The 25,012-nt window shown below is 70.7% G+C and carries 27 protein-coding genes; 18 read left to right on the plus strand and 9 right to left on the minus strand.

Features of this window, described 5'->3' with window-relative positions:
* Nucleotides 1-40 precede the first annotated feature (40 nt).
* Nucleotides 41-856, minus strand: a complete 816-nt coding sequence (locus tag ACIQ6Y_RS25635; protein WP_404042317.1) for a methyltransferase domain-containing protein — start codon at nucleotides 854-856, stop codon at nucleotides 41-43.
* 107 nt (nucleotides 857-963) lie between these two features.
* Nucleotides 964-1,836, minus strand: coding sequence for a helix-turn-helix transcriptional regulator (locus ACIQ6Y_RS25640; RefSeq protein WP_404042318.1), 873 nt, complete (start codon nucleotides 1,834-1,836; stop codon nucleotides 964-966).
* Nucleotides 1,837-2,027: 191 nt separating this feature from the next.
* On the opposite strand from ACIQ6Y_RS25640, the gene metK reads away from it, so the two are divergent.
* The 8 genes from metK (at nucleotide 2,028) to ACIQ6Y_RS25680 (ending at nucleotide 9,273) form a co-directional block, all read left to right on the plus strand.
* Nucleotides 2,028-3,236 carry a methionine adenosyltransferase gene (gene metK, locus ACIQ6Y_RS25645; protein ID WP_404042319.1) on the plus strand — a complete coding sequence of 403 codons (1,209 nt, stop codon included), beginning with the start codon at nucleotides 2,028-2,030 and terminating at the stop codon, nucleotides 3,234-3,236.
* Between the two features lie 67 nt (nucleotides 3,237-3,303).
* Entirely contained in the window at nucleotides 3,304-4,239 is a 936-nt protein-coding gene (locus ACIQ6Y_RS25650) for a carbohydrate kinase family protein (protein ID WP_404042636.1), read from the plus strand.
* Nucleotides 4,240-4,394: 155 nt separating this feature from the next.
* Nucleotides 4,395-5,720, plus strand: coding sequence for a class I adenylate-forming enzyme family protein (locus ACIQ6Y_RS25655; protein ID WP_404042320.1), 1,326 nt, complete (start codon nucleotides 4,395-4,397; stop codon nucleotides 5,718-5,720).
* Complete coding sequence (locus ACIQ6Y_RS25660) at nucleotides 5,717-6,451, plus strand: SDR family NAD(P)-dependent oxidoreductase (RefSeq protein ID WP_404042321.1); 735 nt, start codon at nucleotides 5,717-5,719, stop codon at nucleotides 6,449-6,451. The genes ACIQ6Y_RS25655 and ACIQ6Y_RS25660 overlap by 4 nt, the downstream gene beginning before the upstream one ends.
* Complete coding sequence (locus ACIQ6Y_RS25665; RefSeq protein ID WP_404042322.1) at nucleotides 6,445-6,717, plus strand: phosphopantetheine-binding protein; 273 nt, start codon at nucleotides 6,445-6,447, stop codon at nucleotides 6,715-6,717. Before ACIQ6Y_RS25660 ends, ACIQ6Y_RS25665 begins: the two co-directional genes overlap by 7 nt.
* Before the next feature lie 3 nt (nucleotides 6,718-6,720).
* Nucleotides 6,721-7,749 carry an AvrD family protein gene (locus ACIQ6Y_RS25670; protein WP_404042323.1) on the plus strand — a complete coding sequence of 343 codons (1,029 nt, stop codon included), beginning with the start codon at nucleotides 6,721-6,723 and terminating at the stop codon, nucleotides 7,747-7,749.
* 24 nt (nucleotides 7,750-7,773) lie between these two features.
* Nucleotides 7,774-8,481 carry an AAA family ATPase gene (locus tag ACIQ6Y_RS25675; protein ID WP_404042324.1) on the plus strand — a complete coding sequence of 236 codons (708 nt, stop codon included), beginning with the start codon at nucleotides 7,774-7,776 and terminating at the stop codon, nucleotides 8,479-8,481.
* A gap of 72 nt (nucleotides 8,482-8,553) precedes the next feature.
* Nucleotides 8,554-9,273, plus strand: a complete 720-nt coding sequence (locus ACIQ6Y_RS25680) for an HAD family hydrolase (RefSeq protein ID WP_404042325.1) — start codon at nucleotides 8,554-8,556, stop codon at nucleotides 9,271-9,273.
* Here the strand turns inward: ACIQ6Y_RS25680 and ACIQ6Y_RS25685 are convergent.
* The 3 genes from ACIQ6Y_RS25685 to ACIQ6Y_RS25695 are packed head-to-tail and all read right to left on the minus strand — an operon-like array spanning nucleotide 9,232 to nucleotide 11,835.
* Complete coding sequence (locus tag ACIQ6Y_RS25685; RefSeq protein WP_404042326.1) at nucleotides 9,232-10,026, minus strand: BTAD domain-containing putative transcriptional regulator; 795 nt, start codon at nucleotides 10,024-10,026, stop codon at nucleotides 9,232-9,234. The two genes, ACIQ6Y_RS25680 and ACIQ6Y_RS25685, sit on opposite strands and share 42 nt — an antisense overlap.
* On the minus strand, nucleotides 9,986-11,395 hold the full coding sequence (locus tag ACIQ6Y_RS25690; protein WP_404042327.1) for an MFS transporter: 1,410 nt from the start codon (nucleotides 11,393-11,395) through the stop codon (nucleotides 9,986-9,988). The genes ACIQ6Y_RS25685 and ACIQ6Y_RS25690 overlap by 41 nt, the downstream gene beginning before the upstream one ends.
* Nucleotides 11,395-11,835, minus strand: coding sequence for an ester cyclase (locus ACIQ6Y_RS25695; protein ID WP_404042328.1), 441 nt, complete (start codon nucleotides 11,833-11,835; stop codon nucleotides 11,395-11,397). Before ACIQ6Y_RS25695 ends, ACIQ6Y_RS25690 begins: the two co-directional genes overlap by 1 nt.
* Nucleotides 11,836-11,992: 157 nt before the next feature.
* On the opposite strand from ACIQ6Y_RS25695, the gene ACIQ6Y_RS25700 reads away from it, so the two are divergent.
* From ACIQ6Y_RS25700 to metF, 3 genes are all read left to right on the plus strand, one after another.
* Nucleotides 11,993-12,604, plus strand: coding sequence for a TetR family transcriptional regulator (locus ACIQ6Y_RS25700; protein ID WP_404042329.1), 612 nt, complete (start codon nucleotides 11,993-11,995; stop codon nucleotides 12,602-12,604).
* Between the two features lie 86 nt (nucleotides 12,605-12,690).
* Nucleotides 12,691-13,401, plus strand: coding sequence for a LuxR C-terminal-related transcriptional regulator (locus ACIQ6Y_RS25705; RefSeq protein WP_404042330.1), 711 nt, complete (start codon nucleotides 12,691-12,693; stop codon nucleotides 13,399-13,401).
* Nucleotides 13,398-14,285: a methylenetetrahydrofolate reductase [NAD(P)H] gene (gene metF / locus ACIQ6Y_RS25710; protein WP_404042331.1), complete on the plus strand. Its 888-nt coding sequence runs from the start codon at nucleotides 13,398-13,400 to the stop codon at nucleotides 14,283-14,285. Before ACIQ6Y_RS25705 ends, metF begins: the two co-directional genes overlap by 4 nt.
* Nucleotides 14,286-14,301: 16 nt before the next feature.
* Here metF and ACIQ6Y_RS25715 read toward each other — a convergent pair whose 3' ends face one another.
* Nucleotides 14,302-15,897: a Na+/H+ antiporter gene (locus ACIQ6Y_RS25715; protein WP_404042332.1), complete on the minus strand. Its 1,596-nt coding sequence runs from the start codon at nucleotides 15,895-15,897 to the stop codon at nucleotides 14,302-14,304.
* 57 nt (nucleotides 15,898-15,954) lie between these two features.
* Between ACIQ6Y_RS25715 and ACIQ6Y_RS25720 the strand changes: the two genes are divergently transcribed.
* The 3 genes from ACIQ6Y_RS25720 (at nucleotide 15,955) to ACIQ6Y_RS25730 (ending at nucleotide 18,176) form a co-directional block, all read left to right on the plus strand.
* Complete coding sequence (locus ACIQ6Y_RS25720) at nucleotides 15,955-16,215, plus strand: UBP-type zinc finger domain-containing protein (RefSeq protein ID WP_404042333.1); 261 nt, start codon at nucleotides 15,955-15,957, stop codon at nucleotides 16,213-16,215.
* Nucleotides 16,216-16,485: 270 nt separating this feature from the next.
* On the plus strand, nucleotides 16,486-16,899 hold the full coding sequence (locus tag ACIQ6Y_RS25725; RefSeq protein WP_006136266.1) for an anti-sigma factor: 414 nt from the start codon (nucleotides 16,486-16,488) through the stop codon (nucleotides 16,897-16,899).
* A 17-nt stretch (nucleotides 16,900-16,916) separates the two neighbouring features.
* Nucleotides 16,917-18,176, plus strand: a complete 1,260-nt coding sequence (locus ACIQ6Y_RS25730) for an RNA polymerase sigma factor SigF (protein ID WP_404042637.1) — start codon at nucleotides 16,917-16,919, stop codon at nucleotides 18,174-18,176.
* 40 nt (nucleotides 18,177-18,216) lie between these two features.
* Here the strand turns inward: ACIQ6Y_RS25730 and ACIQ6Y_RS25735 are convergent, their stop codons facing one another.
* Entirely contained in the window at nucleotides 18,217-18,654 is a 438-nt protein-coding gene (locus tag ACIQ6Y_RS25735) for a hypothetical protein (RefSeq protein ID WP_404042334.1), read from the minus strand.
* Between the two features lie 216 nt (nucleotides 18,655-18,870).
* Between ACIQ6Y_RS25735 and ACIQ6Y_RS25740 the strand changes: the two genes are divergently transcribed.
* Nucleotides 18,871-19,839 carry a diacylglycerol/lipid kinase family protein gene (locus tag ACIQ6Y_RS25740; RefSeq protein ID WP_404042335.1) on the plus strand — a complete coding sequence of 323 codons (969 nt, stop codon included), beginning with the start codon at nucleotides 18,871-18,873 and terminating at the stop codon, nucleotides 19,837-19,839.
* 319 nt (nucleotides 19,840-20,158) lie between these two features.
* Entirely contained in the window at nucleotides 20,159-20,416 is a 258-nt protein-coding gene (locus tag ACIQ6Y_RS25745; RefSeq protein WP_003992873.1) for a WhiB family transcriptional regulator, read from the plus strand.
* Nucleotides 20,417-20,640: 224 nt separating this feature from the next.
* Here ACIQ6Y_RS25745 and ACIQ6Y_RS25750 read toward each other — a convergent pair whose 3' ends face one another.
* On the minus strand, nucleotides 20,641-22,116 hold the full coding sequence (locus ACIQ6Y_RS25750) for a sensor histidine kinase (protein ID WP_404042336.1): 1,476 nt from the start codon (nucleotides 22,114-22,116) through the stop codon (nucleotides 20,641-20,643).
* A 341-nt stretch (nucleotides 22,117-22,457) separates the two neighbouring features.
* The gene (locus ACIQ6Y_RS25755) at nucleotides 22,458-23,078 is read right to left on the minus strand and encodes a TetR/AcrR family transcriptional regulator (protein WP_404042337.1); all 621 of its coding nucleotides are present in this window, start codon (nucleotides 23,076-23,078) and stop codon (nucleotides 22,458-22,460) included.
* Between the two features lie 106 nt (nucleotides 23,079-23,184).
* Here ACIQ6Y_RS25755 and ACIQ6Y_RS25760 point away from each other — a divergent pair, with 106 nt between their 5' ends.
* Both ACIQ6Y_RS25760 and nagB read left to right on the plus strand, forming a co-directional pair.
* Entirely contained in the window at nucleotides 23,185-23,937 is a 753-nt protein-coding gene (locus ACIQ6Y_RS25760; protein ID WP_404042338.1) for an SDR family oxidoreductase, read from the plus strand.
* 181 nt (nucleotides 23,938-24,118) lie between these two features.
* The gene (gene nagB / locus ACIQ6Y_RS25765) at nucleotides 24,119-24,904 is read left to right on the plus strand and encodes a glucosamine-6-phosphate deaminase (RefSeq protein ID WP_404042339.1); all 786 of its coding nucleotides are present in this window, start codon (nucleotides 24,119-24,121) and stop codon (nucleotides 24,902-24,904) included.
* Nucleotides 24,905-25,012 lie beyond the last annotated feature (108 nt).

Below are 25,012 nucleotides of genomic sequence, written 5' to 3' on the forward strand. Positions count from 1 at the left end.
CGGTGTCCGGGACAACGGCGCCGCGGCGGGAACGTCCGGATCAGCGCGTGGCGCCCACCACGAAACCGGTCTGCGCGCAGAAGAACCGCCCCTGCTCCTCGGCCCGCGCCAGCGGCTCCCACCACTGCCGCAGCTGCTCCTCCGACAGGCGCAGCGCCCCGGACGCCTGGGCCCGGGCCAGCGGACCGACCAGGGACATCCGGAAGAAGTCGTAGGGCCACTGGACCGTGACCGGGGTGATCGTGACGTCCGTCAAGCCGCGTTGGCGCAGTCGGCCCGCGGCCTGCCGGCCGGTCCAGCCGTGCTCGAACTCGTCCGTCCAGCTGTGCAGGATCTCGCGGGTGGTGGCCCGGTCCGGATGGTCGACCAGCATGGCCTCGAAGTCGAAGTCGAAGACGGCGATCCGGCCGCCCGGCCTGGTCACCCGGATCAGCTCGGCGTCGGCCGCGTCGAGGTCGTCGCAGTGCTGACGCACCAGCTTGACCCGTACGGCGTCGAACGAGGCGTCCGGGAAGTCGAGCTTGCGTATGTCACCGGTGGCGAACTCCACCGGCCACGGCGAACCGGCGCTGCGCCGGCGGGCCTCGGCGACCATCGCCGCGCTGAGGTCGATACCGACCACCCGCCCCGACCCGCCCACCTGCCGCCCGATCTCGCGTGCGTCGTCACCCGTGCCGCAGGCCGCGTCCAGCACGGTCTTGCCGCTCACCCCGCCCATCGCCCTGATCAGGGCCAGATCGATGTCCCGGTACTCGGGATGGGCGTTGGCCACATCCATGAAGCGGATGAACCACGAGGCGTCGTCGGTGCCGTCGACGCCCGTGAACTCCACCAGGTTGCCCACACTCGATGCCATGGTCCGCTGCTCTCCTCGCAAGGTCGATGCCGCGCCCGGGCGCTGCCGGGACCGGGGACGGCCTCACCCTCGCAAGTATCCGCGGGGCCGGACAATGCCAGCCCGGACTAGCAATCCAGCGGAGTCACGGGCTCGTTCGGAGTACCCGGACGGCTACCCCGGGTGGGGTCGGCCAGCGTGCGGAGGCGTTCGGCGGTCCGCGAGCCGGGCTCCGCGTTCACCACGATCAACCGCTGTTCACCGGGGCCGGCCAGGCGAAGGGACTCGTAGTCGACGCAGAGACGGCCCACCTCGGGATGGCGGTACTCGACGCGGCCGCGGCCGGACATCGCCACGTCGTGCCGATTCCACCAGTGCACGAACTCCTCGCTCGCCCGGGAGAGTTCGGCAACCAGGTCGACGATGGTGGGGTCGTCCGGCCGGCGGGCGGCGGCGGAGCGCAGCTTTCCCACGTACTCGGCGGCCGTGCCGGGCCAGTCGGCCCACAGACCGCGCGCCCGCGGATCGAGGAAGACGAACCGCAGCAGATTGCGCTCCCGCACCGGGAGTTCTGCCCAGTCAGTGATGAGGGCCGCCGCCCCGCGGTTCCAGACCAGCACGTCCAGGCGGTGGTTGACGACCCAGGCGGGCGTGGGCAGCGCATCGAGCAGTCGGCGGATCGACGCGCTGACGCGCCCTTCGTCGGCCGCGCCGCGTTCCCGCGGCACGTCCCGGTGCACCAGGGCGAACAGATGCGCCCGCTCACCGTCGTCCAGGCGCAGGGCGTCCGCGATCGACTCCAGGACCGCCGGTGACGGCTGCCGGGCCCGGCCCTGCTCGATGCGCGTGTAGTAGTCCACGCTGATGCCGGTCAGGGCCGCCAGTTCCTCCCGGCGCAGGCCCGGTGTGCGCCTCGGACCGGCGGCGCGTGCCATGCCGACCTGCTCGGGCGCCACGCGCGACCTGCGCGTACGTAAGAACTCCCCCAGTTCGTTGTCCATGGGGGCATTGTGTCCGCAGGGTGGCCCTGCCAGTACCCGGAACGCGGATCCGGGTCCGGCAGTCCCCAGGAACGGTACGTCCTTCCGCCGCACGGCCGGACGTTGTCAGGCTGAGCCCGCGGCGGCCGGCACCTGCCCGCGCCGGGCCGCCGCGACCAGTCAGCAGCCGCTGCGACCCCAGGGAGTCCTCCATGTCCCGTCGTCTGTTCACCTCGGAGTCCGTCACCGAGGGCCACCCCGACAAGATCGCCGACCGGATCAGCGACACCGTCCTCGACGCGCTCCTGGCCGCGGACCCGGCGTCCCGGGTCGCCGTGGAGACCCTGATCACCACGGGGCAGGTGCACCTCGCCGGCGAGGTCACGACGAAGGCGTACGCGGACATCGCCTCGCTGGTCCGCGAGACGATCCTCGCCATCGGCTACGACTCCTCCGCCAAGGGCTTCGACGGGGCCTCCTGCGGTGTGTCGGTGTCCATCGGCGCCCAGTCCCCGGACATCGCACAGGGCGTGGACACCGCCTACGAGGCCCGCGTGGAGGGCGGCGGCGACGAGTTCGCCCGGCAGGGCGCCGGTGATCAGGGCCTGATGTTCGGCTATGCCACCGACGAGACGCCCACCCTGATGCCGCTGCCGGTCTTCCTCGCGCACCGGCTGGCCAAGCGCCTGGCCGACGTCCGGCGCAGCGGCGCCGTCCCCTATCTGCGGCCCGACGGCAAGACGCAGGTCACCATCGAGTACCTGGGCAGCCGCCCGGTCAGGCTGGACACGGTGGTCGTCTCCGCGCAGCACGCGGGCGACATCGACCTGGACGCCCTGCTGATACCCGACATACGCCGCCATGTCGTCGAGCACGTGCTGCGCGAACTCGCCGAGGACGGCGTCGAGCTGGAGACCGAGGGCCACCGCCTGCTGGTGAACCCCACCGGCCGGTTCGAGATCGGGGGTCCGATGGGTGATGCCGGACTGACCGGCCGCAAGATCATCATCGACACGTACGGCGGCATGGCCCGGCACGGCGGCGGCGCGTTCTCGGGTAAGGACCCGTCCAAGGTGGACCGGTCGGCGGCCTACGCGCTGCGCTGGGTGGCCAAGAACGTCGTCGCGGCCGGGCTGGCCGCCCGCTGCGAGGTACAGGTGGCGTACGCGATCGGCAAGGCGGAGCCGGTGGGGTTGTTCGTCGAGACCTTCGGCACCGCCGCTGTCGCCCAGGAGGTGCTGGAGAAGGCGATCACCACGGTGTTCGACCTGCGTCCTGCCGCGATCGTCCGTGACCTGGACCTGCTGCGCCCGATCTACGCCCAGACCGCCGCCTACGGCCACTTCGGCCGTGAACTGCCCGACTTCACCTGGGAACGCACCGATCGCGCCGAGGCGCTGCGCACGGCGGCGGGGCTCTGAGGTGGCGGCCCGTACCGGCAGCGGCCGGACCGTGGTGGTGACCGGCTCGGTCGCCACCGACCATCTGATGACCTTCCCCGGCCGTTTCACCGACCAGTTGATGGCCGACCGGCTCGACCACGTCTCGCTGTCGTTCCTCGTCGACGATCTCGAGGTGCGCCACGGCGGGGTCGGCGCGAACATCGCCTACGGGCTGGCCCGGCTGGGCGAGCGGCCCACGCTGGTGGCGGCGGTGGGGCAGGACTTCGACGACTACGGCCGCAGGCTGCGCTCGCACGGTGTGGACCTGGCGTCGGTGCGGGTGTCGGCGTCCCGGCGCACGGCCCGCTTCGTGTGCACCACCGACCGTGCGGGCAACCAGATCGCGTCCTTCTACCCGGGGGCGATGAGCGAGGCGGCCGGCCTGGACCTCGCCGATGTCACGGCTCGCACCGGCCGGCCGGACCTGGTGCTCGTCGGCCCCGACGACCCGGACGCCATGCTCCGGCACACCGCCGCCTGTCGTGCGCTGGGCTACGCCTTCGCCGCCGACCCCTCGCAGCAACTGGCCAGGATCGACCGGTCGGCGGCGCGTGCCCTGGTGACGGGGGCGACGTATCTGTTCACCAACGAGTACGAGGGCGCCCTGCTGCTCAGGAGGGCGGGCTGGACCACGGCGGACGTACTCGGCCGGGTGGGTGTGTGGATCACCACGCTCGGAGAGAAGGGCGTGCGCCTGGAGCGGGCCGGCGAGCCGGCCGTCGAGGTGCCCGCGGTGACGCCGGCGCGGATGGCCGACCCGACGGGCGCAGGCGACGCCTTCCGCGCCGGTTTCACCGCGGCCCGGCTGCGCGGCACCGCCCTGACCCCGGCGGCGCAGGCCGGGTGCGCGCTGGCGGCGTACGCGCTGGAGTCCGTCGGCACCCAGGAGTACGCGGTGGACGACGCCGGTCTCGCGACGCGGCTGGCCCGCGTCTACGGACCACAGGCGGCCGGCGCTTTCGCGGAGGTGAGCCTTCCGTGAAAGGCGGCCTACCCGAACGGCTACCCCGGTCGATGTGCATGAATCGCGTGCACTAATTCAGGCGTTGTCCGCCGAACTCCATGCTTTCTAAGCTGATTTCATCCTTACGACCACACAGCGCGGAGGGCGATGTGCCGCTTCCTCTTGTGTCCAGGATGAAAACATTCGGCGAAACCGAGGCCTTGATCTTCCATGAAGAGATCTGCACCTACGCGGACTTGCTGAAACTGCTCGACGGCTGGCGTTCCCGGCTGGCCGGGCACGAGGTGCGACCCGGCCAGGTCGTGGCGCTGGAGGCCACGTACTCCCCCGAGACCTGCGCCGGTCTCCTCGCCCTCGTCGAGCGGGGCGCGATCGTGGTGCCCATGACCGGGCTCCCGGAGGCCAAGCGGCGGGAATTCGAGGAGATCTCGCAGGCCGAGGCGGTCCTGACCGTCGACGGCGAGCACAACACCGTGAAATTCCACCGGACCGGACGCCGTGCGCGGCATGAGATATACGAACGCCTGCGGGCCGGGCGGACACCGGGCCTGGTGCTGTTCAGTTCCGGTACGACGGGCCGCAGCAAAGCGTCCGTCCTGGATTTCTCGAAAGTGCTGCAGCGCTACGGAGAGCCGGTCAAGCCGCGCCGCACGCTTTCCTTCATGAACATCGACCACATCGGCGGGATCAACACACTGCTGCACACGCTCAGTCAGGGCGGCACACTCGTCACCGTCGCCGAACGCACCCCCGACGCGGTGTTCTCCGCCGTGGCCGCGCACCGCGTCGAGGTGCTGCCCACCACCCCCACGTTCCTCAACATGGTGCTGATCTCGGGCGCCCACGAACGTCACGACACCTCCAGTCTCCGGCTGATCACCTACGGCACCGAACCGATGCCCGAGCAGACCCTGCGCGCCCTGCGCCGCGCGCTGCCCGCCGTACGGCTGAAGCAGACGTACGGCCTGTCGGAGCTGGGCATCCTGCCCACCAAGTCCCGCGGGGACGACACGCTCTGGGTGAAGCTCGGGCAGAGCGCCGGCTTCGAGTACAAGATCGTCGACTCGGTGCTGCGCATCCGCTCCGACATGGCGATGCTGGGCTACCTCAACGCGCCCGCCCCCTTCGACGAGGAGGGCTGGTTCGACACCCAGGACGTGGTGGAGACCGACGGCGAGTGGGTGCGCATCCTGGGCCGCACCTCGGAGATCATCAACGTCGGCGGGGAGAAGGTCTACCCCGTCGAGGTGGAGGGCGTCCTGCTGGAGGTCCCGAACATCACCGACGTGGTGGTCTCGGGCCGGCCCAGCCCGGTGACCGGCATGGTGGTCGCGGCGACGGTGAGTCTCGCCGCACCCGAGGAGCGGGCCTCGGTCGCCCGGCGGATCCGCGCGTACTGTGCCGGCCGGCTGGAGCCGTTCAAGATCCCCGCGGCGATAGACATCGCCGGCACCGCGCAGCACTCGGACCGCTTCAAGAAGATCCGGAGCACGGTATGAACGCCCCGCTGGTGACGGTCGTCAGCGGCGGCAGCCGGGGACTGGGCCGGGTGCTGGTGGAGCGGCTCCTCGCCGACGGCCGACGGGTCGCCACGTTCAGCCGCACCCCGAACGCGTTCACCGAGAAGCTCACCGCCGAGCGGCCGGACGACTTCCTGTGGCAGCCCACCGACCTGACCGAGCCAGCCGCGCTCCGCGCGTTCGTGCGGCACACCGTGGAGCGGTTCGGGCGGGTGGACGCCCTGGTGAACAACGCCGGGGTGCTCCAGCACCAGGAGCTGTTCCTGACCACGGCGCCGAAGACGATCGACATGCTCATCACCGCCAACCTGACCGCGCCCGTGCTCCTCGCCCAGGCCTGCGCCCGGGCCATGAGCCGCACCGGTGGCGGTCGCATCGTCCACATCTCGTCGGTGAACGCCGTCCGCGGCTACCGCGGTGTCGCCGCCTATACGGCGGCCAAGTCCGGCCTCGACGGATTCACCCGCGCGCTCGCCCGCGAACTCGGCCCGCTGGGCATCCAGGTCAACTGCCTGGTCCCCGGCTTCTTCGACAGCGACATGACCGGTGAGGTCAGCGCGGAGAACCGGGAGCGGATCCGGCGGCGCACCCCGCTCGGCCGGCTCGCCACGCCCGAGGAGATCGCGGACGCCGTGCTCTACCTGCTCTCACCTGCCGCGTCCTTCATCACCGGACAGTCCTTGGTTGTCGACGGAGGTATCACATGCTGACCCCAGCTGATGTCCATTCGACCGTGGTCCAGCAGCTCCAGCGACTGCTGGAGGAGTCCTCGGGGGACCAGATCTCCCCGCAGCCCGGGGACGAGCTGATCGCCCTGGGCCTGAACTCCCTGCTGCTCGCCCGGCTCATCATCGTCCTGGAGGAGGAGACCGGCACGGACCCGTTCGCCGAGGGCGCCTCCCTCGCCGACATCCGCAGCGTCGGCGACCTTGTGGCGACGTACGAGAAGGCGCTGTCCCGCCGCGTGGAGGTCTGACCGGTGACGGAGACCCGGACGGGGCGCCCGCTGCGGCTGCCCTCGCTCGACGACTATCTCGGTCCCGGTGAGACCCGCTTCTTCTCGCACGGCTTCCGCCGTGTCGACTACGACATCGGCGCCGTCACGGTGTCCGCCGCCGGCGCGGACGCGGGGGTGCGCGCGACGGCGACACTGCGGTACCCCGGCGACTGGTCCAGGAAGTCCGACGACATCGATCTGCGACCGCATCTGAGCACGGTGGACGCGCTCGTCCTGGGCGTGCAGCTCGCCGAGGCCTTCCTGGCGCACGGCCAGGGGCTGACCGCGCAGGCACGGCGGGCGGCCCGGCTGCGGCGGGTGGTGCTGCGCGCCGGCACCACACCGCAGGAGGAGCTCCGGGACGTGCCCCTGTCCGCCCGGCTGCTGGAGACCCGCCCTGAAGCGGAGGCGGTCGGCGGCCTTGTCTCCGTCTTCGACACCTCAGCCGGTGTCATGCGGGCACGCTGCGAGATCGAGCACTCCGAGGGCGAACCCGCCTGCGAGGAGCGGACGTTCGCCGGGTTCGACGCGCTGCTGGGCCCGGCGGACGACCGCTACTTCGGCGACGGGTTCAAGCGCCGGAGCCAGCGGCTGACCGAAGTGACCGTGGACCCCCGCACGCTGCAGGCCCGGGCGGAACTCGGCCTGGAGGACAGCGCGGACACTCCCCGCCAGGGCGTGGACGGCCTGGTCCAGCCGTCGCTGTCCGCCATCGACGCCTTCGTCTCCTCCCTCCAGCTCGCCCAGGTGCTCATGTACGAACTGGACGGCGTCACCCGGGCGGAGAGCAACACGCTGTGGATGCTGCACACCAGCCTGGAGCTGCCCGCCGTGCCCCGTCCCGTCGCCGAGCCCACCCCGGTGACCTGCTCCATCGCCCGCAAGCACCTGCTTCCGCTGCGCGGCGCCACCTGGCGCAATGTCGACATCACCGGCGACTGCGGCGGAGTCGCGCTGCGCTGCTCGTTCGCCCACGAACTGCCCGCCTCGGCCGTCTCCCCGGCCCGTTGACACCCGTATCAGGAGCCTGAACAGATGAAGCTGGCTATCTCCGGGACGTACTCGTCGGGCAAGACCCTGACGGTGATGGCACTGTCGCACTACACCGGTCTGCCCCGCACCATGGCGAAGACCATGCGGGAGATCCTGCCCGACGCGGTGCCGGGCAAGACCCTCGCCGAGTGCAGCTCGGCGGAGTTCGTGCAGCTGGTGGTGCGCCGGCATGTGGAGCGGGCCGTCAACGAGGCCAGGCTGGACAGCTTCGTGGCCGACGGCTCGTCGCTGCAGGAATGGTCGTACGGCACCGCACGCGTCGTGTACGGCATCGACCCGGCGGCCACCGCGGACGTGGCGGAGCCCGAGAAGCTCGCGCAGAGCGACGAGATGCGCTACTTCGGCGAGGTGTTCGCCCAGCTCGGGCACGCCTTCAAGCAGCATGTGCGGGACACCTACGACGCCTTCGTGCACCTGCGCAACGAACTGCCGGTGCGCAACGACGGACACCGCCCGATGAACGACCGGTTCCGCTCGACCTGCGACGAGATGGTGCTGAGCACCCTGGCCGAGCTGGGCGTCGAGCACCATGTGATCGGCGGCTCGGTGGCCGAGCGGCTGGACACGATCGTGGGCCTCTTCCACCTCACGCCCGTCATGTCGGTCGAGCAGGCCGTCGAGAAGGCGGAGATCGACTACGGGCGCCAGGACCTGCGCCTGGAGACCGAGCGTTCCGGCTCGGCGGCCTGACCGCACACCCCCACGCCGTTCGGCGCGGCCGCTCTCGCGGTCGCGCCGAACGCGGTCGAGAAGGGATTCGGCATGACCCCACGACAGGCGGCGTTCTTCGACGTCGACGACACTCTGATCACCGTCACCAGCATGTTCCGTTTCCTCCGCTACGACTGCGCGGCACAGAACCAGCCCTGGCTGTACGACAGGACGCGTGACGAGATGCGCGCGCTCAGGGCGGGCGGGGCGCCCCGCGCCGACACCAACCGGGTCTTCTACCGTGCCTTCGCGGGGCGCCGGGTGGAGGAGGTGGCCGAGCGAGGAGCGGCCTGGTTCGCCGCGGAGCTGCGGGCGGGCGGCCTGTTCGACCCGGCCGTTCTGGACGTGCTGCGCCGGCACCGCGCGGCGGGCCGGCTGATCGTCCTGGTCTCCGGTTCCTTCCCGGCGTGCCTGGACCCGGTGGCCGAGTTCGTCGACGCGGACGAGCTGCTGTGCTCCCTGCCCGGGGTGCGGGACGGGCGCTACACCGGGGAACTGACCACGCCGATGATCGGCCCGTTCAAGGCCGCGGCGGTGCGCGCCCTGGCGGCCACGCGCCGGCTGGATCTGGCCGGGTCCTGGGCGTACGGCGACCATCTGTCCGATGTGCCGTTGCTGGAGATGGTGGGCCATCCCGTGGCGGTCGGGGCGGACCCCGAGCTGGCCGAGCATGCCCGCCGCCACGACTGGCTCACCCTGCCCGGGCCGACGCCCGCCGGGGCCGGGACCTCAGGCGCGGCGGGCCGGCTCGGGCAGCGCCAGGTCGGGTAGGCCGTGCCCCAGCAGCACCGCCTGCTGGATGCGCTTGAGGTCGCTGCCGGGCTCCAGGCCCATCTCCGACGTCAGCCGGTCGTAGGCCAGTTGGTAGGTCCGCAGGGCGTCCACGCGGCGTCCGCTGTGGACCAGCGCGAGCATCAGCAGCCGGTAGAAGGCCTCGTGGTGGCGGTTCTCCGCGATCAGCTGCTGGAGCAGGCTGACGACCTCGCGGTAGCGGCCCATCCGCAGCGAGGAGTCCACGATGATCTCGTGGCATTCCAGGCGGGCCTCGCCGAGCCAGGCCACGAAACCATTGACAATGGGTCCTGCCGCGAGGTCGGCGAGGGCCGTTCCCTCACCCAGCAGCAATGCCGCACGCAGGGTGTCGATCGCCTTCTTGTGACGGCCTTCCCGAGCATGGTTCCGGCCCTCGACGAGCAGCCTCTTGAAATCCAGTACATCAAGCTCGTCCCCCGGTTCCAGGCGCAATAAATAGCCAGGTGAAGAGGTGATGAGGCGAGAGGAACGGCGTTCCCCCTGGGACAACATCTTACGCAAGTGAGAAATGGCCACATGAACACCGGGAACGGCGGTCCTCGGGGAATCCATGCCGACCCATATCTCGTCGATCAGCTGGTCCTTGGAGACCACACTGCTGCGATTGATGAGCAGTGCCGCGAGAACCACGCGGACTTTCCGCTGGATGAGGTACCTGCGTTCACCTCCCTCACTGATGGTGATTTTTGCACCGAGTATCTCGTAGCGCATCGAAAGCTCCGGATGGCGGAAGTGAGGTCCGTGCGACGACCGCGATCGCCGCAGCGGTCGCGGCGCAGCCCAGCAGGGCGCCGCGATTGCTGTGGAGCTCGCCCAGGACCGCGATGCCGAGGGTCGCGCCCACCTGCCGAGAGGTCTGCAGCAGCCCCGAGGCGAGACCCGCGTCACCGGCGGCGGCGCCGGCGGTCCCGCACAGGGTGGCCGGGGTGGTCACCAGGCCGATGCCGTAGCAGGCGAGTACGCCGGGCAGCACGACGTCGGGCAGCACGGCGCCGCCGAACGGAGCTGCCGCGAGGCACAACCGGCCGGCCACCGCGTACAGGGCACCGGCCGTCAGCAGCCGGACGGGTGAGCTACGGCCGGCCCGCCGGGCGGCGCTGCGGGCCCCGGCCGCGGTGGCCAGGGCGAACGGCAGGAAGACCAGGCCGGCGGCGAGCGGACCGAGCCCGAGGTCGTCCTGAAGGCGCAGTTGAAGGAAGTAGTAGGTGCTGAACGACGTGGCCCCGATCAGCAGCATCAGCGCGTTCGCGGCGCTCAGTCGGCGGGAGCGCAGCGCGCGCGGCGGCACCAGGGCGGTGTGCGGCACACGGCGTTCGTGCCGGGCGAACGACCCCAGCAGGACGGCGGCCGCCAGGGCGAAGCCGTAGGGCACGGGATCACTCGGGCCGCGTTCGCCCAGTTCCGTGGCGGCCGCGGTCAGGGCCATCAGGCCCGCTGTCGCGAGCACGGCACCGAGCAGGTCGAGGCGGCCGCGGTCGGCGCCGGACGGCGGATCGGCGGGCAGCCTGCGGGCGGCGGCCAGCACGCCGAGCCCCAGCGGGACGTTGACCAGCAGGGTCCAGCGCCAGTCCAGGGCATGGGTGAGCAGGCCCCCCAGGGCCGCGCCCGCGGCGCCTCCGGCCGCGGCGGTGGCACTCCAGATGCCGGTGGCCCGCGCCCTGCCGGCACCCTCGGCAAAGGTCGTGGTCAGCAGGGTCAGGGTGGCCGGGGAGAGCAGCGCCGCGCCCAGCCCCTGGGCGGCCCGGGCCGCGATGAGGGGGCCCGGCCCCGGTGCGAGTCCGCCGGCCAGACCGGCGCCGGTGAACAGCGCCAGGCCGGCCAGGAACACGCGGCGCCGGCCCCACAGGTCGGCCAGCCGGCCGCCGAGCAGCAGGAACCCCGCGAAGCTGAGCGTGTATGCCGTCGTCACCCACTGGAGCGCGCCGGGCGACAGGGCGAACTGGTCCCGCACGGACGGCAGCGCGACATTGATGACGGCCATATCCATGACCACCATGAACTGGCCCGTGCACAGCAGGCACAGCACGAGGGCGTCCGCCCGCCCTGCCCGGGCCGGCGCGGGGCGCAGCACCTGGGCCATCAGACCAGGGTGATGGAGGTGTGCCCGAGCTGTTTCATCAGAGCCAGTGGGTCGAAGAGCGCGGTGCGCTCGATGACCTTGCCGCCGCGGAAGCGGTCGATGCCCGTGGCCGTCCATCGAGCGGAGCGGCCGGTGGGCGGCATGCCGAGGTAGGGGCCGAGCTGGGTGCCGGTGAGGGCGACCCGGGTGACCACCACATCGCCCTCGGCGTACTGCTCCTGGACGGTGTCGATCACGTCCGGAAATGCGGTCCGGAAATTCCGGACCCAGGTGCGCACCCCGTCGGGGCCGCGCAGATCGAATTGAGGCCAGTAGAAATCCTCATGGAAGATCTCGTCGGCGAGTTCCAGCTCGCCGTGCGTGATGATCCTCTCGAAAAGCAGACCGATGAGTTTCTTCCGAGCTTCCGGCGTCGTTTCTAAGGACGCTTCAGCCGACATGATCATCCCCCGGTTCCAGACAGCCGTGACTGCACTCCAACTAGATCGTTGGAGTTCAACGTACGAGGCACCCGACTAAGGGTCAAGGACGCGTCTGCCAAGACTTGGTCAAATCCGCCACTGGTCACGAACATCGAAAGTCGTTACACTGCGTGACGTGAGCTGGAATACAGAAGAAACGCAGCGAAAGTTACGCGATGCCGCCACCGCGGAGTTCGCCACCTACGGTCTTCACGGCACGACCGTGGACCGAATCGCGAAGCGTGCCGGGGTCAACAAGGAACGGCTCTACAAATACTTCGGGAACAAACAGCAACTGTTCACCACGGTCCTCTCGCACGAGTTGATCAAGATCAGCAAAGCGGTTCCGCTCACCTCGATGAACGCCGACGACCTGGGCGACTTCGCCGGCCGGGTGTACGACTACAACGTCGCTCACCCCGAACTCGTTCGCCTGATGCACTGGGAGGGTCTGTCGCTGCCCGGCCGGGTGCCGGACGAGCCGGAGCGCAGCAGGTACTACCGCAAGAAGGTGGACGCGTTCGCCGTCGCCCAGGCCGAGGGAGGGCTGCCGCAGGCGCCGGAGGCCTCCCACCTGGTGATGATGGTCCTCGCCCTGACCGCCTGGTGGTTCGCCGTTCCCCATGTCACCCGCATGGTCACCGGTACCGAGGACACCGACGACGAACACCTGCGCCGCCGGGCCGCGGTGGTGTGGGCGGCGCGCCGGCTGGCCGCACCCGACGCCCCGGGAGAGCGGTGGACGTAAGGATTCCGAAAGCCGGAGGGTAGGTCCATCGGTGATGCTCCCCTGAGGATCGAGCAATCGGGCGATTTCAGCCTTCAGGGGGAACCGTGTCCGTTGTCCAGGAGATCACCGCCGTACAGGAACCGAGGAACGCCTGCTCCCACGTCGTGGTGGGCATGCGGAACCAGCTCGAGCGCTTCGGCATCGAACAGATGCTGAAGGGCCTGGGCAGGGAGTACCTCTCGCTGGGCGACGCCGAACAGGCGGCGCGGTCCGCGATCGGCGCCGGCCGGGCCGGCATCCTGATCGTCTCCCTGCGAGAGGCCGATCCGCGTGTGGGCGTGCTGCTCCGGCAGGCCGCCGCCAGGGGCAACCGCGTCCTGGTGCTCGTCGACGAGCCCGACCTCGCCCAACTCGCCCATCTGGCAGGCGTGTCCGGCACCGGCTTTCTGGCCAGCGCCGACCTGGACAAGGAGTCGTTACGCAGCACCCTGGACCGCATCTGCACCGGCGAGGTGCCGATGCCGCCCGAACTGGCCTATTCGTTACTGGAGTTGGCCGGCGGAAACGGGGGCGGGGGCGACGCCCGGCGCGGGGTGCGGATGACCCCGCGCGAGCAGGAGACGCTGGGGCTGCTGGTGGAAGGGTGCAGCAACAAGCAGATCGCCCGCCGGCTCGACATCTCCGAGCACGGCGCGAAGCGTCTCGTCGCCAACATCCTCGGCAAGCTGGACAGCCCCAACCGCACCATGGCCGTGGCCAGGGCGCTGCGCGAAGGGCTCTGCCGGCCCGACGGACACACGGCGGTGGGGGCATGACGGCGAACCTGCGCGAGGTGCTCGCGGCCGGCGGACGTACGTTCTCCTTCGAGTTCTTCCCGCCGCGCTCTCCGGCCGGGGAGCGCACCCTGTGGCAGGCGATCCGGCGGGTGGAGGCACTCGCGCCCACCTTCGTCTCCGTGACCTACGGGGCGGGCGGCTCCTCGCGCGAGCGGACCATCGACGTGACCCGGCGCCTGGCCCAGGAGACGACCCTGCGCCCCGTCGCCCATCTCACCGCGGTCGGGCACTCGGTGGACGAACTGCGCAACATCATCGGGCACTACGCCGCCGCCGGGGTCCGTGATGTGCTGGCGCTGCGGGGCGATCCGCCCGGGGACCCCCGCGGCGAGTGGGTCCCGCACCCCCAGGGGTTGTCGTACGCGTCCCAACTGGTCCGGCTGGTCCGCGAGTCGGGGGACTTCAGCGTCGGAGTCGCCGCCTTCCCGGAGCGGCACCCGCGCTCACCGGATCAGGCGAGCGACATCCGGTACTTCGTGGCCAAGTGCCGGGCGGGCGCCGACTACGCGGTCACGCAGATGTTCTTCGACGTCGAGGACTACCTGCGGCTGCGCGACCGGCTCGCCGCCGCCGGCTGCGACACCCCGGTCGTCCCGGAGATCATGCCCGCCACCGACATCCGCCAGGTGCGCCGCTTCGCGCAGCTGAGCAACGCCCGCTTCCCCCGCTCGCTGGCCGAACGCCTGGAGGCGGCGCGGGACGACCCGGCCGAGGGGCATCGCATCGGAGTCGGCCACGCGACGGAGATGGCCGCACGCCTCCTGGCGGAGGGCGCCCCCGGCCTGCACTACATCACCCTCAACCGGTCCACGGCCGCGGTCGAGATCCACCGGGCCGTGTGTCCGTCACCGGTGCCGGGCTGATCGTGTGGCCAGGGCCTCACGCCGTCTCGCGGTACGCCGCCGCCTCCTCCAGGTCCAGGCGGCGCAGCAGAGTGCGGAGCATCTCGTCGTCGATGTAGCGCATGTCGCGGAGTTTGACGAAGACCTCGCGTTCGGCGCCGATCATGTCGCGGGAGAGCCGGCGGTAGGTGTCGTCGGCGGTCTCGCCGGTGATGGGGTTGGGCTGGCCCAGGCGCTCCCAGACGGAGTTGCGGCGGCGTTCCAGGACCGTGCGCAGCCGGTCGGCGAGCGGGCCGGGCAGGGCGTTGCGTTCGTCGGACAGCAGCTCGTCCAGGCGCTGTTCGGCGGCGCGGGAGGCCTGGGCCTGGGCGTTGGCCTCGGCGAGCGTCTCGGCCTGCTGGTCGCGTCCGGGGAGCTTCAGCAGGTGGATCAGCGCGGGCAGGCTCAGGCCCTGGACGACGAGCGTGCCGATGACGGTGGTGAAGGTGAGGAAGAGGATCAGGTTGCGGCCGGGGAAGGGCTCGTCGCCCTCCATGGTCACCGGGATGGAGAAGGCGATGGCCAGCGAGACCACGCCGCGCATCCCGGCCCAGGAGATGACGAACGCGCCCTTCCAGGTGGGGTTGTCCTCGCGTTTGCGGATCCGCGCGGACAATATGCGGGGCAGGAAGGTCGCCGGGTACACCCACACGAACCGGGTCACGACCACGACGAGGAAGAGCGCCACCGCGTACCAGGCCGCGTCGACACCCTCGTACTCCCCGAGCCCGCGCAGTACGACGGGCAGTTGGAGGCCGATCAGCGCGAACACCGACGACTCCAGGACGAAGGCGACCATCTTCCACACCGCGTCCTCCTGGAGGCGGGTGGCGAAGTCGACCTCCCACGCGCGGTGTCCGAGGTAGAGGGCGACGACCACGACGGCGAGGACGCCGGAGGCGTGGACCTGTTCGGCGACGCCGTAGGCGACGAACGGGATGAGCAGCGACAGGGTGTTCTGCAGCAGCGCCTCCTTCAGATGGGTGCGCAGCCAGTGGATCGGCACCATCAGCAGCAGACCGATGCCGATGCCGCCGATCGCCGCGAGCAGGAACTCGCCCACGCCCCCGGCCCAGCTCGCGCCCTCGCCGACGGCGGCCGCGACGGCCACCCGGTAGGCGGTGATCGCGGTGGCGTCGTTCACCAGCGACTCGCCCTGGAGGATGGTCGTGATCCGGGAGGGCAGGCCGACCCGGCGGGCGATCGCCGTGGCCGCGACGGCGTCCGGCGGCGCCACGACCGCGCCCAGCACCAGCGCCGCGGTCAGCGGCAGGCCGGGGACGAGCAGATACGCCGCCCAGCCGACCGCGACCGTCGCGAACAGCACATAGCCCACCGACAGCAGCGCGACGGGCCGCAGTTGCGCCCGCAGGTCGAGGTAGGAGCTGTCGACGGCGGCGGTGTACAGCAGCGGCGGCAGCACGAGCGGCAGGACCACATGCGGGTCGAGGTGGTAGTCGGGGACACCTGGGGCGTACGACAGCGCCAGTCCGGCGGCCACCAGCAGCAGCGGCGCCGGTACGGGGGTGCGCCGCGCGGCACCCGCCACCGCCGCGCTCCCCGCAACCAGCAACAGCAGTGGCATCACGTCCATGTCTCGCCCACCCTTTTTCCGCGCGGTCATGCGCACGCCCGTCGTAACCTGGCAATCATGAAACAGTGCACGCACGTGGACGAGCTGCCGCACCCGGAACCGGCCCCGCTGACGGAGACCTGTCAGGAGTGCGAAGCGGCCGGCACGCACCCCGTGCAGCTGCGACTGTGCCTCGCCTGCGGCCATGTCGGCTGCTGCGACTCCTCGCAGGGGCGGCACGCCACCAGTCATTACAAGGAGTCGGGGCATGCCGTGATGCGCACCTTCGAGCCGGGCGAGGACTGGCGCTGGTGCTTCGTGGATCACGTACTCGTGTGACCAAAGGCGGTTCTCGTGTGACCCTGGACCGGGACGGTTCGACTCTCTGACGTCTGGGTACGTCAACCCGGCGCGCGGTCTTCCCATTTGGGCCCGCAGAACCCCTAGACACGGAGCGTATCCGCAGGTTTACTGTGAGTGACGCCAGGGGGTTGGGGTCCCGGGGACAGTACGGTCGAGAGCGCGATAGCGTCACCGCTGTACCACACATCGCGTACCCCGGGGGGTGACCCTCGGCTCCGAACAGCTTGTACCACCTTGGAGGTGAGGGTGTCCCAGATCGCAGGCGAGCCCGCTACCCAGGACTTCGTGGAAGTCCGGCTGCCGGCTGCGGGTGCCTACCTGTCGGTGCTGCGGACGGCCACGGCCGGTCTCGCGGCCCGTTTGGACTTCACCCTCGACGAGATCGAGGATTTGCGCATCGCGGTCGACGAGGCCTGCGCGATCCTGCTCCAGCAGGCCGTGCCCGGCTCCGTCCTCAGCTGCGTCTTCCGGCTCGTCGACGACTCACTCGAGGTCACCGTCTCGGCGCCGACCACGGACGGCCACGCCCCTTCGCGGGACACCTTCGCATGGACCGTCCTGTCCGCCCTCGCGGGCAAGGTCTCCTCCGCGGTGGACGAGGACAGAACCGTTTCGATCAGCCTCTACAAACAGCGCGGCGCGGGACCCGGGCCGGCGTGAAGAACGGGGACGGGCCGGTGCGGGACGAAGAGCGCGGCACACAGGAGCTGCGGGCCGAGGACGGGGGCAGCCCCTTCTCGTCCGGGGCCGAGAGCCTCGGCCAGGCCTGCCAGGCCGGACAGTCCGCTCCGGGCGGTTCGCGGCGCGTGGCTGACGGCATCGACGGCATCCCCGAGCAGGCCCGGCCGCATCCGGAGGACTCCCCGGAGACCGGCGCCCCGCGCGAGGGGCGGCCGGACGGGGACGGCGTCGGGGCGGCCGACGGCGCCGGTGGCGCCGGTGTCCGGGCCACCGAGGGCGTCGGCGTCCGGGCGGGCGGCGCCGGGAAGGGCGCGCCTTCGGCAGGGCACGACGGGGTCCGCCCGGTCCGAGAGGCCAAAGCTCGGGGAAGGGCGACGGGCGGGACGATGAGCGAGCACGAGCGAAATTCCGAGGACGACGCGCCGGGCGGTGCAGCGGCCGCCCCGGTGGCCACCGGTACGGCGCGTGCGGCGGGCACCGAGGGCCGCACGCACCACGACCCGCAGGACCGCAGCGGCGCCCGCGCGCTGTTCCTGGAGCTGCGGGAGCTCAAGGAGGGCAGCCCCGAGTACGCGGAGCTGCGCAACCGCCTCGTACGCATGCATCTGCCGCTCGTCGAGCACCTCGCGCGCCGCTTCCGCAACCGCGGCGAGCCGCTGGACGACCTCACGCAGGTCGCCACCATCGGCCTGATCAAGTCGGTCGACCGGTTCGACCCGGACCGGGGCGTGGAGTTCTCGACATACGCCACCCCCACGGTCGTCGGCGAGATCAAGCGGCACTTCCGCGACAAGGGCTGGGCGGTGCGGGTGCCGCGCAGGCTCCAGGAACTGCGCCTGGCGCTGACGACGGCCACGGCCGAGCTGTCCCAGCAGCACGGCCGCTCCCCCACGGTCCATGAGCTCGCCGAGAAGCTGGCGATCTCGGAGGAGGAGGTCCTGGAGGGCCTGGAGTCGGCGAACGCCTACTCCACGCTGTCGCTGGACGTCCCCGACACCGACGACGAGTCCCCCGCGGTCGCCGACACGCTCGGCGCGGAGGACGAGGCGCTGGAGGGCGTCGAGTACCGCGAGTCCCTCAAGCCGCTGCTGGAGGATCTGCCGCCGCGCGAGAAGCGGATTCTGCTGCTGCGCTTCTTCGGCAACATGACGCAGTCGCAGATCGCGCAGGAGGTCGGCATCTCCCAGATGCACGTCTCGCGCCTGCTGGCCCGCACGCTGGCCCAGCTGCGGGAGAAGCTCCTCGTCGAGGAGTGAGCCGGACCGCCGGGGGCTGCGGGGCAGCCCCCTGTGGTGCCTACTCCGCGCGACCCGGTCCGCGGATGCCCAGCGCCTCGGTCGTCTCCGCGTTCACGAGCAGCACCAGCGCCGTCACCGCGGCGGCCGCCAGCGCGATACCGGCCGGGATGGCCGAGCCGTCGGACGTCAGCAGGTTGTAGGCGACCGGCAGCGCCACGACCTGCGTGATGATCGCGGGCCCCCGGCTCCAGCCACGCCGCGCGAGCAGCCCGCGCGCGGCGAGCAGCGGCAACAGCGCCAGCACGATCAAGGTGATGCCCCCGGTGACGGCCTGCTGCCGGTCATCGGGCTCGCCGGTCATCCCCAGAACGAGGATCCAGACCCCCCCGATCACCAGCGCGAGCCCCTCCAGCCCGGCAAGTGCGGCGGCATACGTCAGCCGACGGGGGCGAGGACCGATGACGTCCGAGGTACTGGGGCTCTGCTCACTGCTCACCCCAGAAGGGTAGCCCCAGGGCCTCAGGCCACTGAGGACCGAGGCGGGGCGGAGCCTGGGCGGCGAGCACGCCGACGCGGGCGGGGCCCGGGGGCAGTGAGCGCGTCGCGCCGCCGAAGCGCCGCAGGCGACCGTGGTGATGTTCACGCCCGTTTGTCTGATCTGATCCCCGCCTCGGTCTGGGATCGGTACCGCCCAGTAGGTAATGTGCAACGCATGCGTGCACTTCTCGTGGTCAATCCGGCGGCAACCACCACAAGCGCACGTACGCGCGATGTCCTGATCCATGCGCTCGCCAGCGAGATGAAGCTGGAGGCGGTCACCACCGAGTACCGCGGGCATGCGCGCGACCTGGGCCGGCAGGCGGCGGAGAGCGACGACATCGATCTCGTCGTGGCGCTCGGCGGTGACGGCACCGTCAACGAGGTGGTCAACGGCCTGCTGCACGCCGGACCCGACCCGGAGCAGTTGCCCGGTCTCGCGGTGGTCCCCGGCGGCTCCACCAATGTCTTCGCGCGGGCGCTCGGCCTGCCCAACGACGCCGTGGAGGCCACCGGCGCCCTCCTCGACGCCCTGCGGGAGGGAAGCGAGCGCACGGTCGGGCTCGGACTCACCTCCGGCACGCCCGGCACCGAGGACGAGGCCGTGCCGCCCCGCTGGTTCACCTTCAACGCCGGACTCGGGTTCGACGCCGGCGTGGTCGGCCGCGTCGAGCAGCACCGCGAGCGCGGCAAGAAGTCGACGCACGCGCTGTACGTACGGCAGGCCCTGCGGCAGTTCCTGGGCGAGCCGCACCGCAGACACGGCACGATCACCCTGGAGGCGCCGGGTCAGGACCCGGTGACCGATCTGGTGCTGTCCATAGTCTGTAACACCGCCCCGTGGACCTATCTGGGCAATCGTCCGGTGTACGCGTCACCTAAGGCGTCGTTCGATACCGGCCTCGACGTGCTCGGCCTCAGCCGGCTCTCCACGGCCGCGGTTGCCCGGTATGCGACCCAGTTGCTCACTTCGTCCCCCGAGCGCGGACCTCAGGGAAAACACGCGGCCTCGCTGCACGATCTGAGCGAGTTCACCTTGCATTCGAAGGTCCCACTCCCCCTCCAGATGGACGGTGACCACCTGGGGCTGCGCACTAGCGTGACGTTCACAGGCGTACGCCGTGCACTGCGTGTGATTGTGTGAGCAGAAAGGGCTGAAGTCCTTTCACTCGAACGTTTAGGCCAGGATCCACCCCATGGAAGTACGGCTGTGACCTAGTCGACACCGAGGAATCAAAAAAAACTTTCCGGAAGGGGTTGTATCCGCCGCTGAGGTTTGCGAGTCTCTACGTGGCGATCGGGACAGCCCGCAACACCGGCTAGCACAGATCACCGGAACCCCTCACCAAACCAAGGACCACGCCAGGGAACCTGGCGGTCGGCCCTTCCCTTGTTGAGGGATTCGTGAAAGCGTTCACATTCACAAGCAACCCTGCACGTAATACCAAGGAGAGGTAGCAGCCATGGACTGGCGTCACAACGCCGTTTGCCGCGAGGAAGACCCCGAGCTCTTCTTCCCCATCGGCAACACCGGTCCTGCGCTGCTGCAGATCGAGGAAGCCAAGGCCGTCTGCCGTCGCTGCCCGGTGATCGAGCAGTGTCTGCAGTGGGCGCTCGAGTCCGGTCAGGACTCCGGCGTCTGGGGTGGTCTCAGCGAGGACGAGCGCCGCGCCATGAAGCGCCGCGCCGCCCGCAACCGGGCCCGTCAGGCCTCCGCCTGACATACCCACCCCGCTGACAGCCTGAGCTTGGCGGCGCGTACAGCGAGTACGCCGATCCCGCCCCCGAGCACGCAGCGCGCAGTACCCCCGATGCGCTTGAGCAAGTAAGCAGCAGCGAGCACGAGCCTCGGACCACAGGATGGTCCGAGGCTCTTTGCTGTCCCCAGGGGGCTGACTTCCCACACGCCCCCAAGGCGCTGACTTCCCACACGCCCCCAGGGGGCTTACTTCTGCGCCCGCACCGGGATGTCCAGAATCACCTGGCACCCCCGCTCCGGCGCCGGCACCATGTCGAAGCTGCCGCCCAACTCGCCTTCCACCAGAGTCCGTACGATCTGCAGCCCCAGGTTTCCGGAGGTGCGCGCGTCGAAGCCGGGCGGGAGTCCGACACCGTCGTCCTGGACGGTGACGAGGAGGCGGGCTTCCTTCGACGTACCGCCACGGACCGCCGAGACCTCGACCGTGCCGGTGTCGCCCTCGCGGAAGCCGTGCTCGAGCGCGTTCTGCAGCACTTCGGTCAGGACCATCGACAGCGGGGTGGCGACCTCGGCGTCGAGGATGCCGAAGCGGCCGGTGCGCCGGCCGGTGACCTTGCCGGGCGAGATCTCCGCGACCATCGCGAGCACCCGGTCGGCGATCTCGTCGAACTCGACGCGCTCGTCCAGGTTCTGGGACAGCGTCTCATGCACGATCGCGATCGAGCCGACCCGGCGTACGGCCTCTTCGAGGGCCGCGCGGCCGCGCTCGGACTCGATGCGGCGGGCCTGGAGGCGCAGCAGCGCGGCGACCGTCTGGAGGTTGTTCTTCACCCGGTGGTGGATCTCCCGGATGGTGGCGTCCTTGGTGATCAACTCGCGTTCGCGGCGGCGCAGTTCGGTGACGTCCCGGAGGAGGACGAGCGAACCGATGCGGGTGCCCTTGGGCTTGAGCGGGATGGCCCGGAGCTGGATGACCCCGTCCTTGGCCTCGATCTCGAACTCGCGCGGGGCCCAGCCGCTGGCGACCTTGGCGAGCGCCTCGTCCACCGGCCCGCGGGTCGGGGCGAGTTCGGCGGTGGTCTGCCCGAGGTCCTGGCCGACGAGGTCGGCGGCGAGGCCGAGCCGGTGGTAGGCGGACAGCGCGTTCGGGGAGGCGTACTGGACGATGCCGTCGGCGTCGAGCCGGATCAGGCCGTCGCCCACGCGGGGCGAGGCGTCCATGTCGACCTGCTGGTTCGGGAAGGGGAAGGAGCCCGCCGCGATCATCTGCGCGAGGTCGGAGGCCGACTGGAGGTAGGTCAGCTCCAGGCGGCTCGGGGTGCGCACGGTGAGCAGGTTCGTGTTGCGCGCGATGACGCCGAGGACGCGCCCGTCCCGTCGTACGGGGATGGACTCGACCCGGACCGGGACCTCCTCGCGCCACTCGGGGTCGCCCTCGCGCACGATCCGGCCCTCGTCGAGGGCGGCGTCCAGCATCGGGCGGCGGCCGCGCGGGACGAGGTGGCCGACCATGTCGTCCTGGTAGGAGGTGGGGCCGGTGTTGGGCCGCATCTGGGCGACGGAGACATAGCGGGTGCCGTCGCGGGTGGGTACCCACAGGACGAGGTCGGCGAAGGACAGGTCGGAGAGCAGCTGCCACTCCGAGACCAGCAGATGGAGCCACTCGAGGTCGGAGTCGTCGAGGGCGGTGTGCTGGCGGACCAGTTCGTTCATGGAGGGCACGTCTGCGAGCGTACCTGGGGGTTTGTGCGGCCCTGAAATACCGACTTCTCCGGCCCCGGAAACACCCGCGGGCCGCGGCGCCTGAGAGGGACCCTCAACCCTCCCGGCACCGCAGCCCGGAGCAGCAACGGCCGGGGGGTGTGCGGTCCCGTCGGCCGAAGGTGAGGAGCCGGGGCAGTCAGGGCAGAGAGCCGCGGTTCCTCGTGCCGTCCTCCTGTGCGGGGAAGACGGACGTCTTGTGTGTTCTTCTCGGTTCCCTCTACGCATTGTGGACTAGACCATTGGGCGTGTCCATGCGTCGGAACGTGTTTTGTTGTCCGCGGAAGCCTAACCCGCCCGGGTCAGGTACGGGGCCAGATGGACATGGCAATTTCGGCGAGCGCCTCCAGTTCCTCCCGGCTTGCGCCGTCGCGCGCCTGTTGGGACATGCCCTGGACCATCGCGCCGGTGTGCCGGGCGAGGGCGGCGGCATCGGTGCCGGCGGGCAGCTCCCCCGCGGCGATGTCCGCCTCGATACGGCTCTCCAGGGCGGCGATGGTGGCGTTGCGCCGCTCCCGCAGGGACTGCTCCACCTCGCGGCTGGTGCAGTTGATGGCCGCGTGGACGACCAGGCAGCCGTGCGGACGGCCGGGCACCGTGTACTCGACGGCGGCCTCGCGCAGCGCGCGCTCGACACCGGCGCGGGCCGTGGCCTCCTCGTCGAGGGCGCGCGCGAAGAACGCGCCGTACCGCTCGCCGTACTCCTGGACCACCTCGGCGAAGAGGGCCTGCTTGTCCCCGAAGGCCGCGTAGAGGCTGGGGGCGCCGATGCCCATGGTGCGGGTGAGGTCGGACACGGACGTGGCCTCGTAGCCGTGCTCCCAGAAGGCCATGATCGCCTTCTCCAGGGCCGTCTCGCGGTCGAAGGAGCGGGGACGGCCGCGGGGCTTGGACCCCGGTGCGGACTGCGGAGTGCTCACCATGGGGTGGATTTTATAGCGCGGGCTAGAGAAATGCCCGCAGCCTGCTGTACGGTCCTTCTGTAGCGACCGATAGATAAATCTCGGCTCATGAAAGGGGGGCGCGCTCATGGGCGTGCTCACGGGCAGGACCGCACTCGTCACGGGGGCGAGCAGGGGGATCGGACGGGGCGTCGCCGAGCGCCTGGCGCGCGACGGAGCGCGGGTCGCCGTGCACTACGGCAGCAACGAGACGGCGGCGAAGGAGACGGTCGCCGCGATCGAGGAGGCCGGCGGCTCGGCCTTCGCGATCCGCGCCGAGCTGGGCCTGCCGGGGGACGCGGCCGCCCTGTGGGAGGAGTTCGACCGGCACGCGGACGGGCTGGACATCCTGGTGAACAACGCGGCGATCGCCACGTCCCGCCCCTTCGAGGAGATCGACGAGGCGGAGTACGACCGCCTCTTCGCGGTCAATGTGAAGGCGCCGCACTTCCTCGTCCAGCAGGGGCTGACGCGGCTGCGCGACGGCGGGCGGATCGTGAACATATCCTCCGGGCTCGCCCGGACGGCCGCGATGCCGCACGTGATGGCCTACGCCATGACGAAGGGCGCGCTCGACGTCCTCACCCGGGATCTCGCCAAGGTGCTGGGCCCCCGCGGCATCACCGTGAACTCCGTCGCGCCCGGCATCGTCGACACCGATGTGAACGCCGAGTGGCTGCGCGCGAGCGACGAGGCGTGGCAGGGCGCCGCCGCGTACTCGGCGCTGGGCCGGGTCGGCACGCCCGCCGACATCGCCGACGCGGTGGCCTTCCTCGTCTCGGACGACGGCCGCTGGGTGACGGGGCACTGGCTGGACGCGACCGGAGGCTCGATGCCCTGATCCGACCGGGCTCGATGCCCTGACCCCGAGGCCGGCACGCGCGCGGGTGCCGGGGGGCTTTGCATGGAGAGGGAACGGTACGGACCAAGCTGCCTCGGCGGGTCCGCTCTGTTAGATTGGTCTAAACCACATATCCCCTCCGGGTGCCTTCGAGTCCCCTCTCCAGAACGGCAGGCCCAGCGTGGAAGTTGTCATCGTTCCGGATGCCGAGGCCGGCGGCGAACTCATAGCCGAGGCCATGGCGCAGCTGCTGCGTCGCAAGCCCGACGCCCTGCTGGGCGTGGCGACCGGCTCGACCCCGCTGCCCATCTACCAGGCGCTGACCGCGAAGGTCCGCTCCGGCGCCGTGTACGCCTCCCGGGCGAGGATCGCCCAGCTCGACGAGTATGTCGGGCTGCCCGCCGACCACCCCGAGTCCTACCGCTCGGTGCTGCGCCGCGAGGTGCTGGAGCCGCTGGGCATCTCCATGGACGCGTTCATGGGGCCCGACGGCACGGCGGCCGATGTCCAGGCGGCCTGCGAGGCGTACGACCGTGCGCTGGTCGAGGCCGGTGGGGTCGACCTCCAGCTGCTCGGCATCGGCACGGACGGGCACATCGGGTTCAACGAGCCCTGCTCGTCGCTGGCCTCGCGGACCCGGATCAAGACGCTGACGGAGCAGACGCGGGTGGACAACGCGCGGTTCTTCGACGGGGACATCCAGCAGGTGCCGCATCACGTGATCACGCAGGGGATCGGCACGATTCTGGAGGCGCGGCATCTTGTTCTGCTGGCCACCGGTGAGGGCAAGGCGGATGCCGTTGCCGCGACGGTGGAGGGGCCTGTTGCCGCGGTGTGTCCGGCCTCGGCGCTGCAACTGCATCCGCATGCGACGGTTGTTGTGGATGAGGCGGCTGCTTCCAAGCTGAAGCTTGCGGACTACTTCCGGCATACCTTTGCCAACAAGCCGGAGTGGCAGGGGATCTGAGCGGTTCCGTCTGCTTCCTTCTGACGTCTTCGGGGTGCGGGTCGTGGGTGGTTGCTCGCGCAGTTCCCCGCGCCCCTGAGGGCGCCCCCTGAAGGCGCGTGAATAAGC

This window comes from Streptomyces sp. NPDC096205, assembly GCF_044763135.1.
Lineage (GTDB): Bacteria > Actinomycetota > Actinomycetes > Streptomycetales > Streptomycetaceae > Streptomyces.

What these genes read in the sequence shown, in the direction of transcription:
- ACIQ6Y_RS25635 (WP_404042317.1), bottom strand. Translation starts at nt 856, where the DNA reads ATGGCATCGAGTGTGGGCAACCTGGTGGAGTTCACGGGCGTCGACGGC.
- ACIQ6Y_RS25640 (WP_404042318.1), bottom strand. Translation starts at nt 1,836, where the DNA reads ATGGACAACGAACTGGGGGAGTTCTTACGTACGCGCAGGTCGCGCGTG.
- metK (WP_404042319.1), top strand. Translation starts at nt 2,028, where the DNA reads ATGTCCCGTCGTCTGTTCACCTCGGAGTCCGTCACCGAGGGCCACCCC.
- ACIQ6Y_RS25650 (WP_404042636.1), top strand. Translation starts at nt 3,304, where the DNA reads ATGACCTTCCCCGGCCGTTTCACCGACCAGTTGATGGCCGACCGGCTC.
- ACIQ6Y_RS25655 (WP_404042320.1), top strand. Translation starts at nt 4,395, where the DNA reads ATGAAAACATTCGGCGAAACCGAGGCCTTGATCTTCCATGAAGAGATC.
- ACIQ6Y_RS25660 (WP_404042321.1), top strand. Translation starts at nt 5,717, where the DNA reads ATGAACGCCCCGCTGGTGACGGTCGTCAGCGGCGGCAGCCGGGGACTG.
- ACIQ6Y_RS25665 (WP_404042322.1), top strand. Translation starts at nt 6,445, where the DNA reads ATGCTGACCCCAGCTGATGTCCATTCGACCGTGGTCCAGCAGCTCCAG.
- ACIQ6Y_RS25675 (WP_404042324.1), top strand. Translation starts at nt 7,774, where the DNA reads ATGAAGCTGGCTATCTCCGGGACGTACTCGTCGGGCAAGACCCTGACG.
- ACIQ6Y_RS25680 (WP_404042325.1), top strand. Translation starts at nt 8,554, where the DNA reads ATGACCCCACGACAGGCGGCGTTCTTCGACGTCGACGACACTCTGATC.
- ACIQ6Y_RS25685 (WP_404042326.1), bottom strand. Translation starts at nt 10,026, where the DNA reads ATGCGCTACGAGATACTCGGTGCAAAAATCACCATCAGTGAGGGAGGT.
- ACIQ6Y_RS25690 (WP_404042327.1), bottom strand. Translation starts at nt 11,395, where the DNA reads ATGGCCCAGGTGCTGCGCCCCGCGCCGGCCCGGGCAGGGCGGGCGGAC.
- ACIQ6Y_RS25695 (WP_404042328.1), bottom strand. Translation starts at nt 11,835, where the DNA reads ATGTCGGCTGAAGCGTCCTTAGAAACGACGCCGGAAGCTCGGAAGAAA.
- metF (WP_404042331.1), top strand. Translation starts at nt 13,398, where the DNA reads ATGACGGCGAACCTGCGCGAGGTGCTCGCGGCCGGCGGACGTACGTTC.
- ACIQ6Y_RS25715 (WP_404042332.1), bottom strand. Translation starts at nt 15,897, where the DNA reads ATGGACGTGATGCCACTGCTGTTGCTGGTTGCGGGGAGCGCGGCGGTG.
- ACIQ6Y_RS25720 (WP_404042333.1), top strand. Translation starts at nt 15,955, where the DNA reads ATGAAACAGTGCACGCACGTGGACGAGCTGCCGCACCCGGAACCGGCC.
- ACIQ6Y_RS25740 (WP_404042335.1), top strand. Translation starts at nt 18,871, where the DNA reads ATGCGTGCACTTCTCGTGGTCAATCCGGCGGCAACCACCACAAGCGCA.
- ACIQ6Y_RS25745 (WP_003992873.1), top strand. Translation starts at nt 20,159, where the DNA reads ATGGACTGGCGTCACAACGCCGTTTGCCGCGAGGAAGACCCCGAGCTC.
- ACIQ6Y_RS25755 (WP_404042337.1), bottom strand. Translation starts at nt 23,078, where the DNA reads ATGGTGAGCACTCCGCAGTCCGCACCGGGGTCCAAGCCCCGCGGCCGT.
- ACIQ6Y_RS25760 (WP_404042338.1), top strand. Translation starts at nt 23,185, where the DNA reads ATGGGCGTGCTCACGGGCAGGACCGCACTCGTCACGGGGGCGAGCAGG.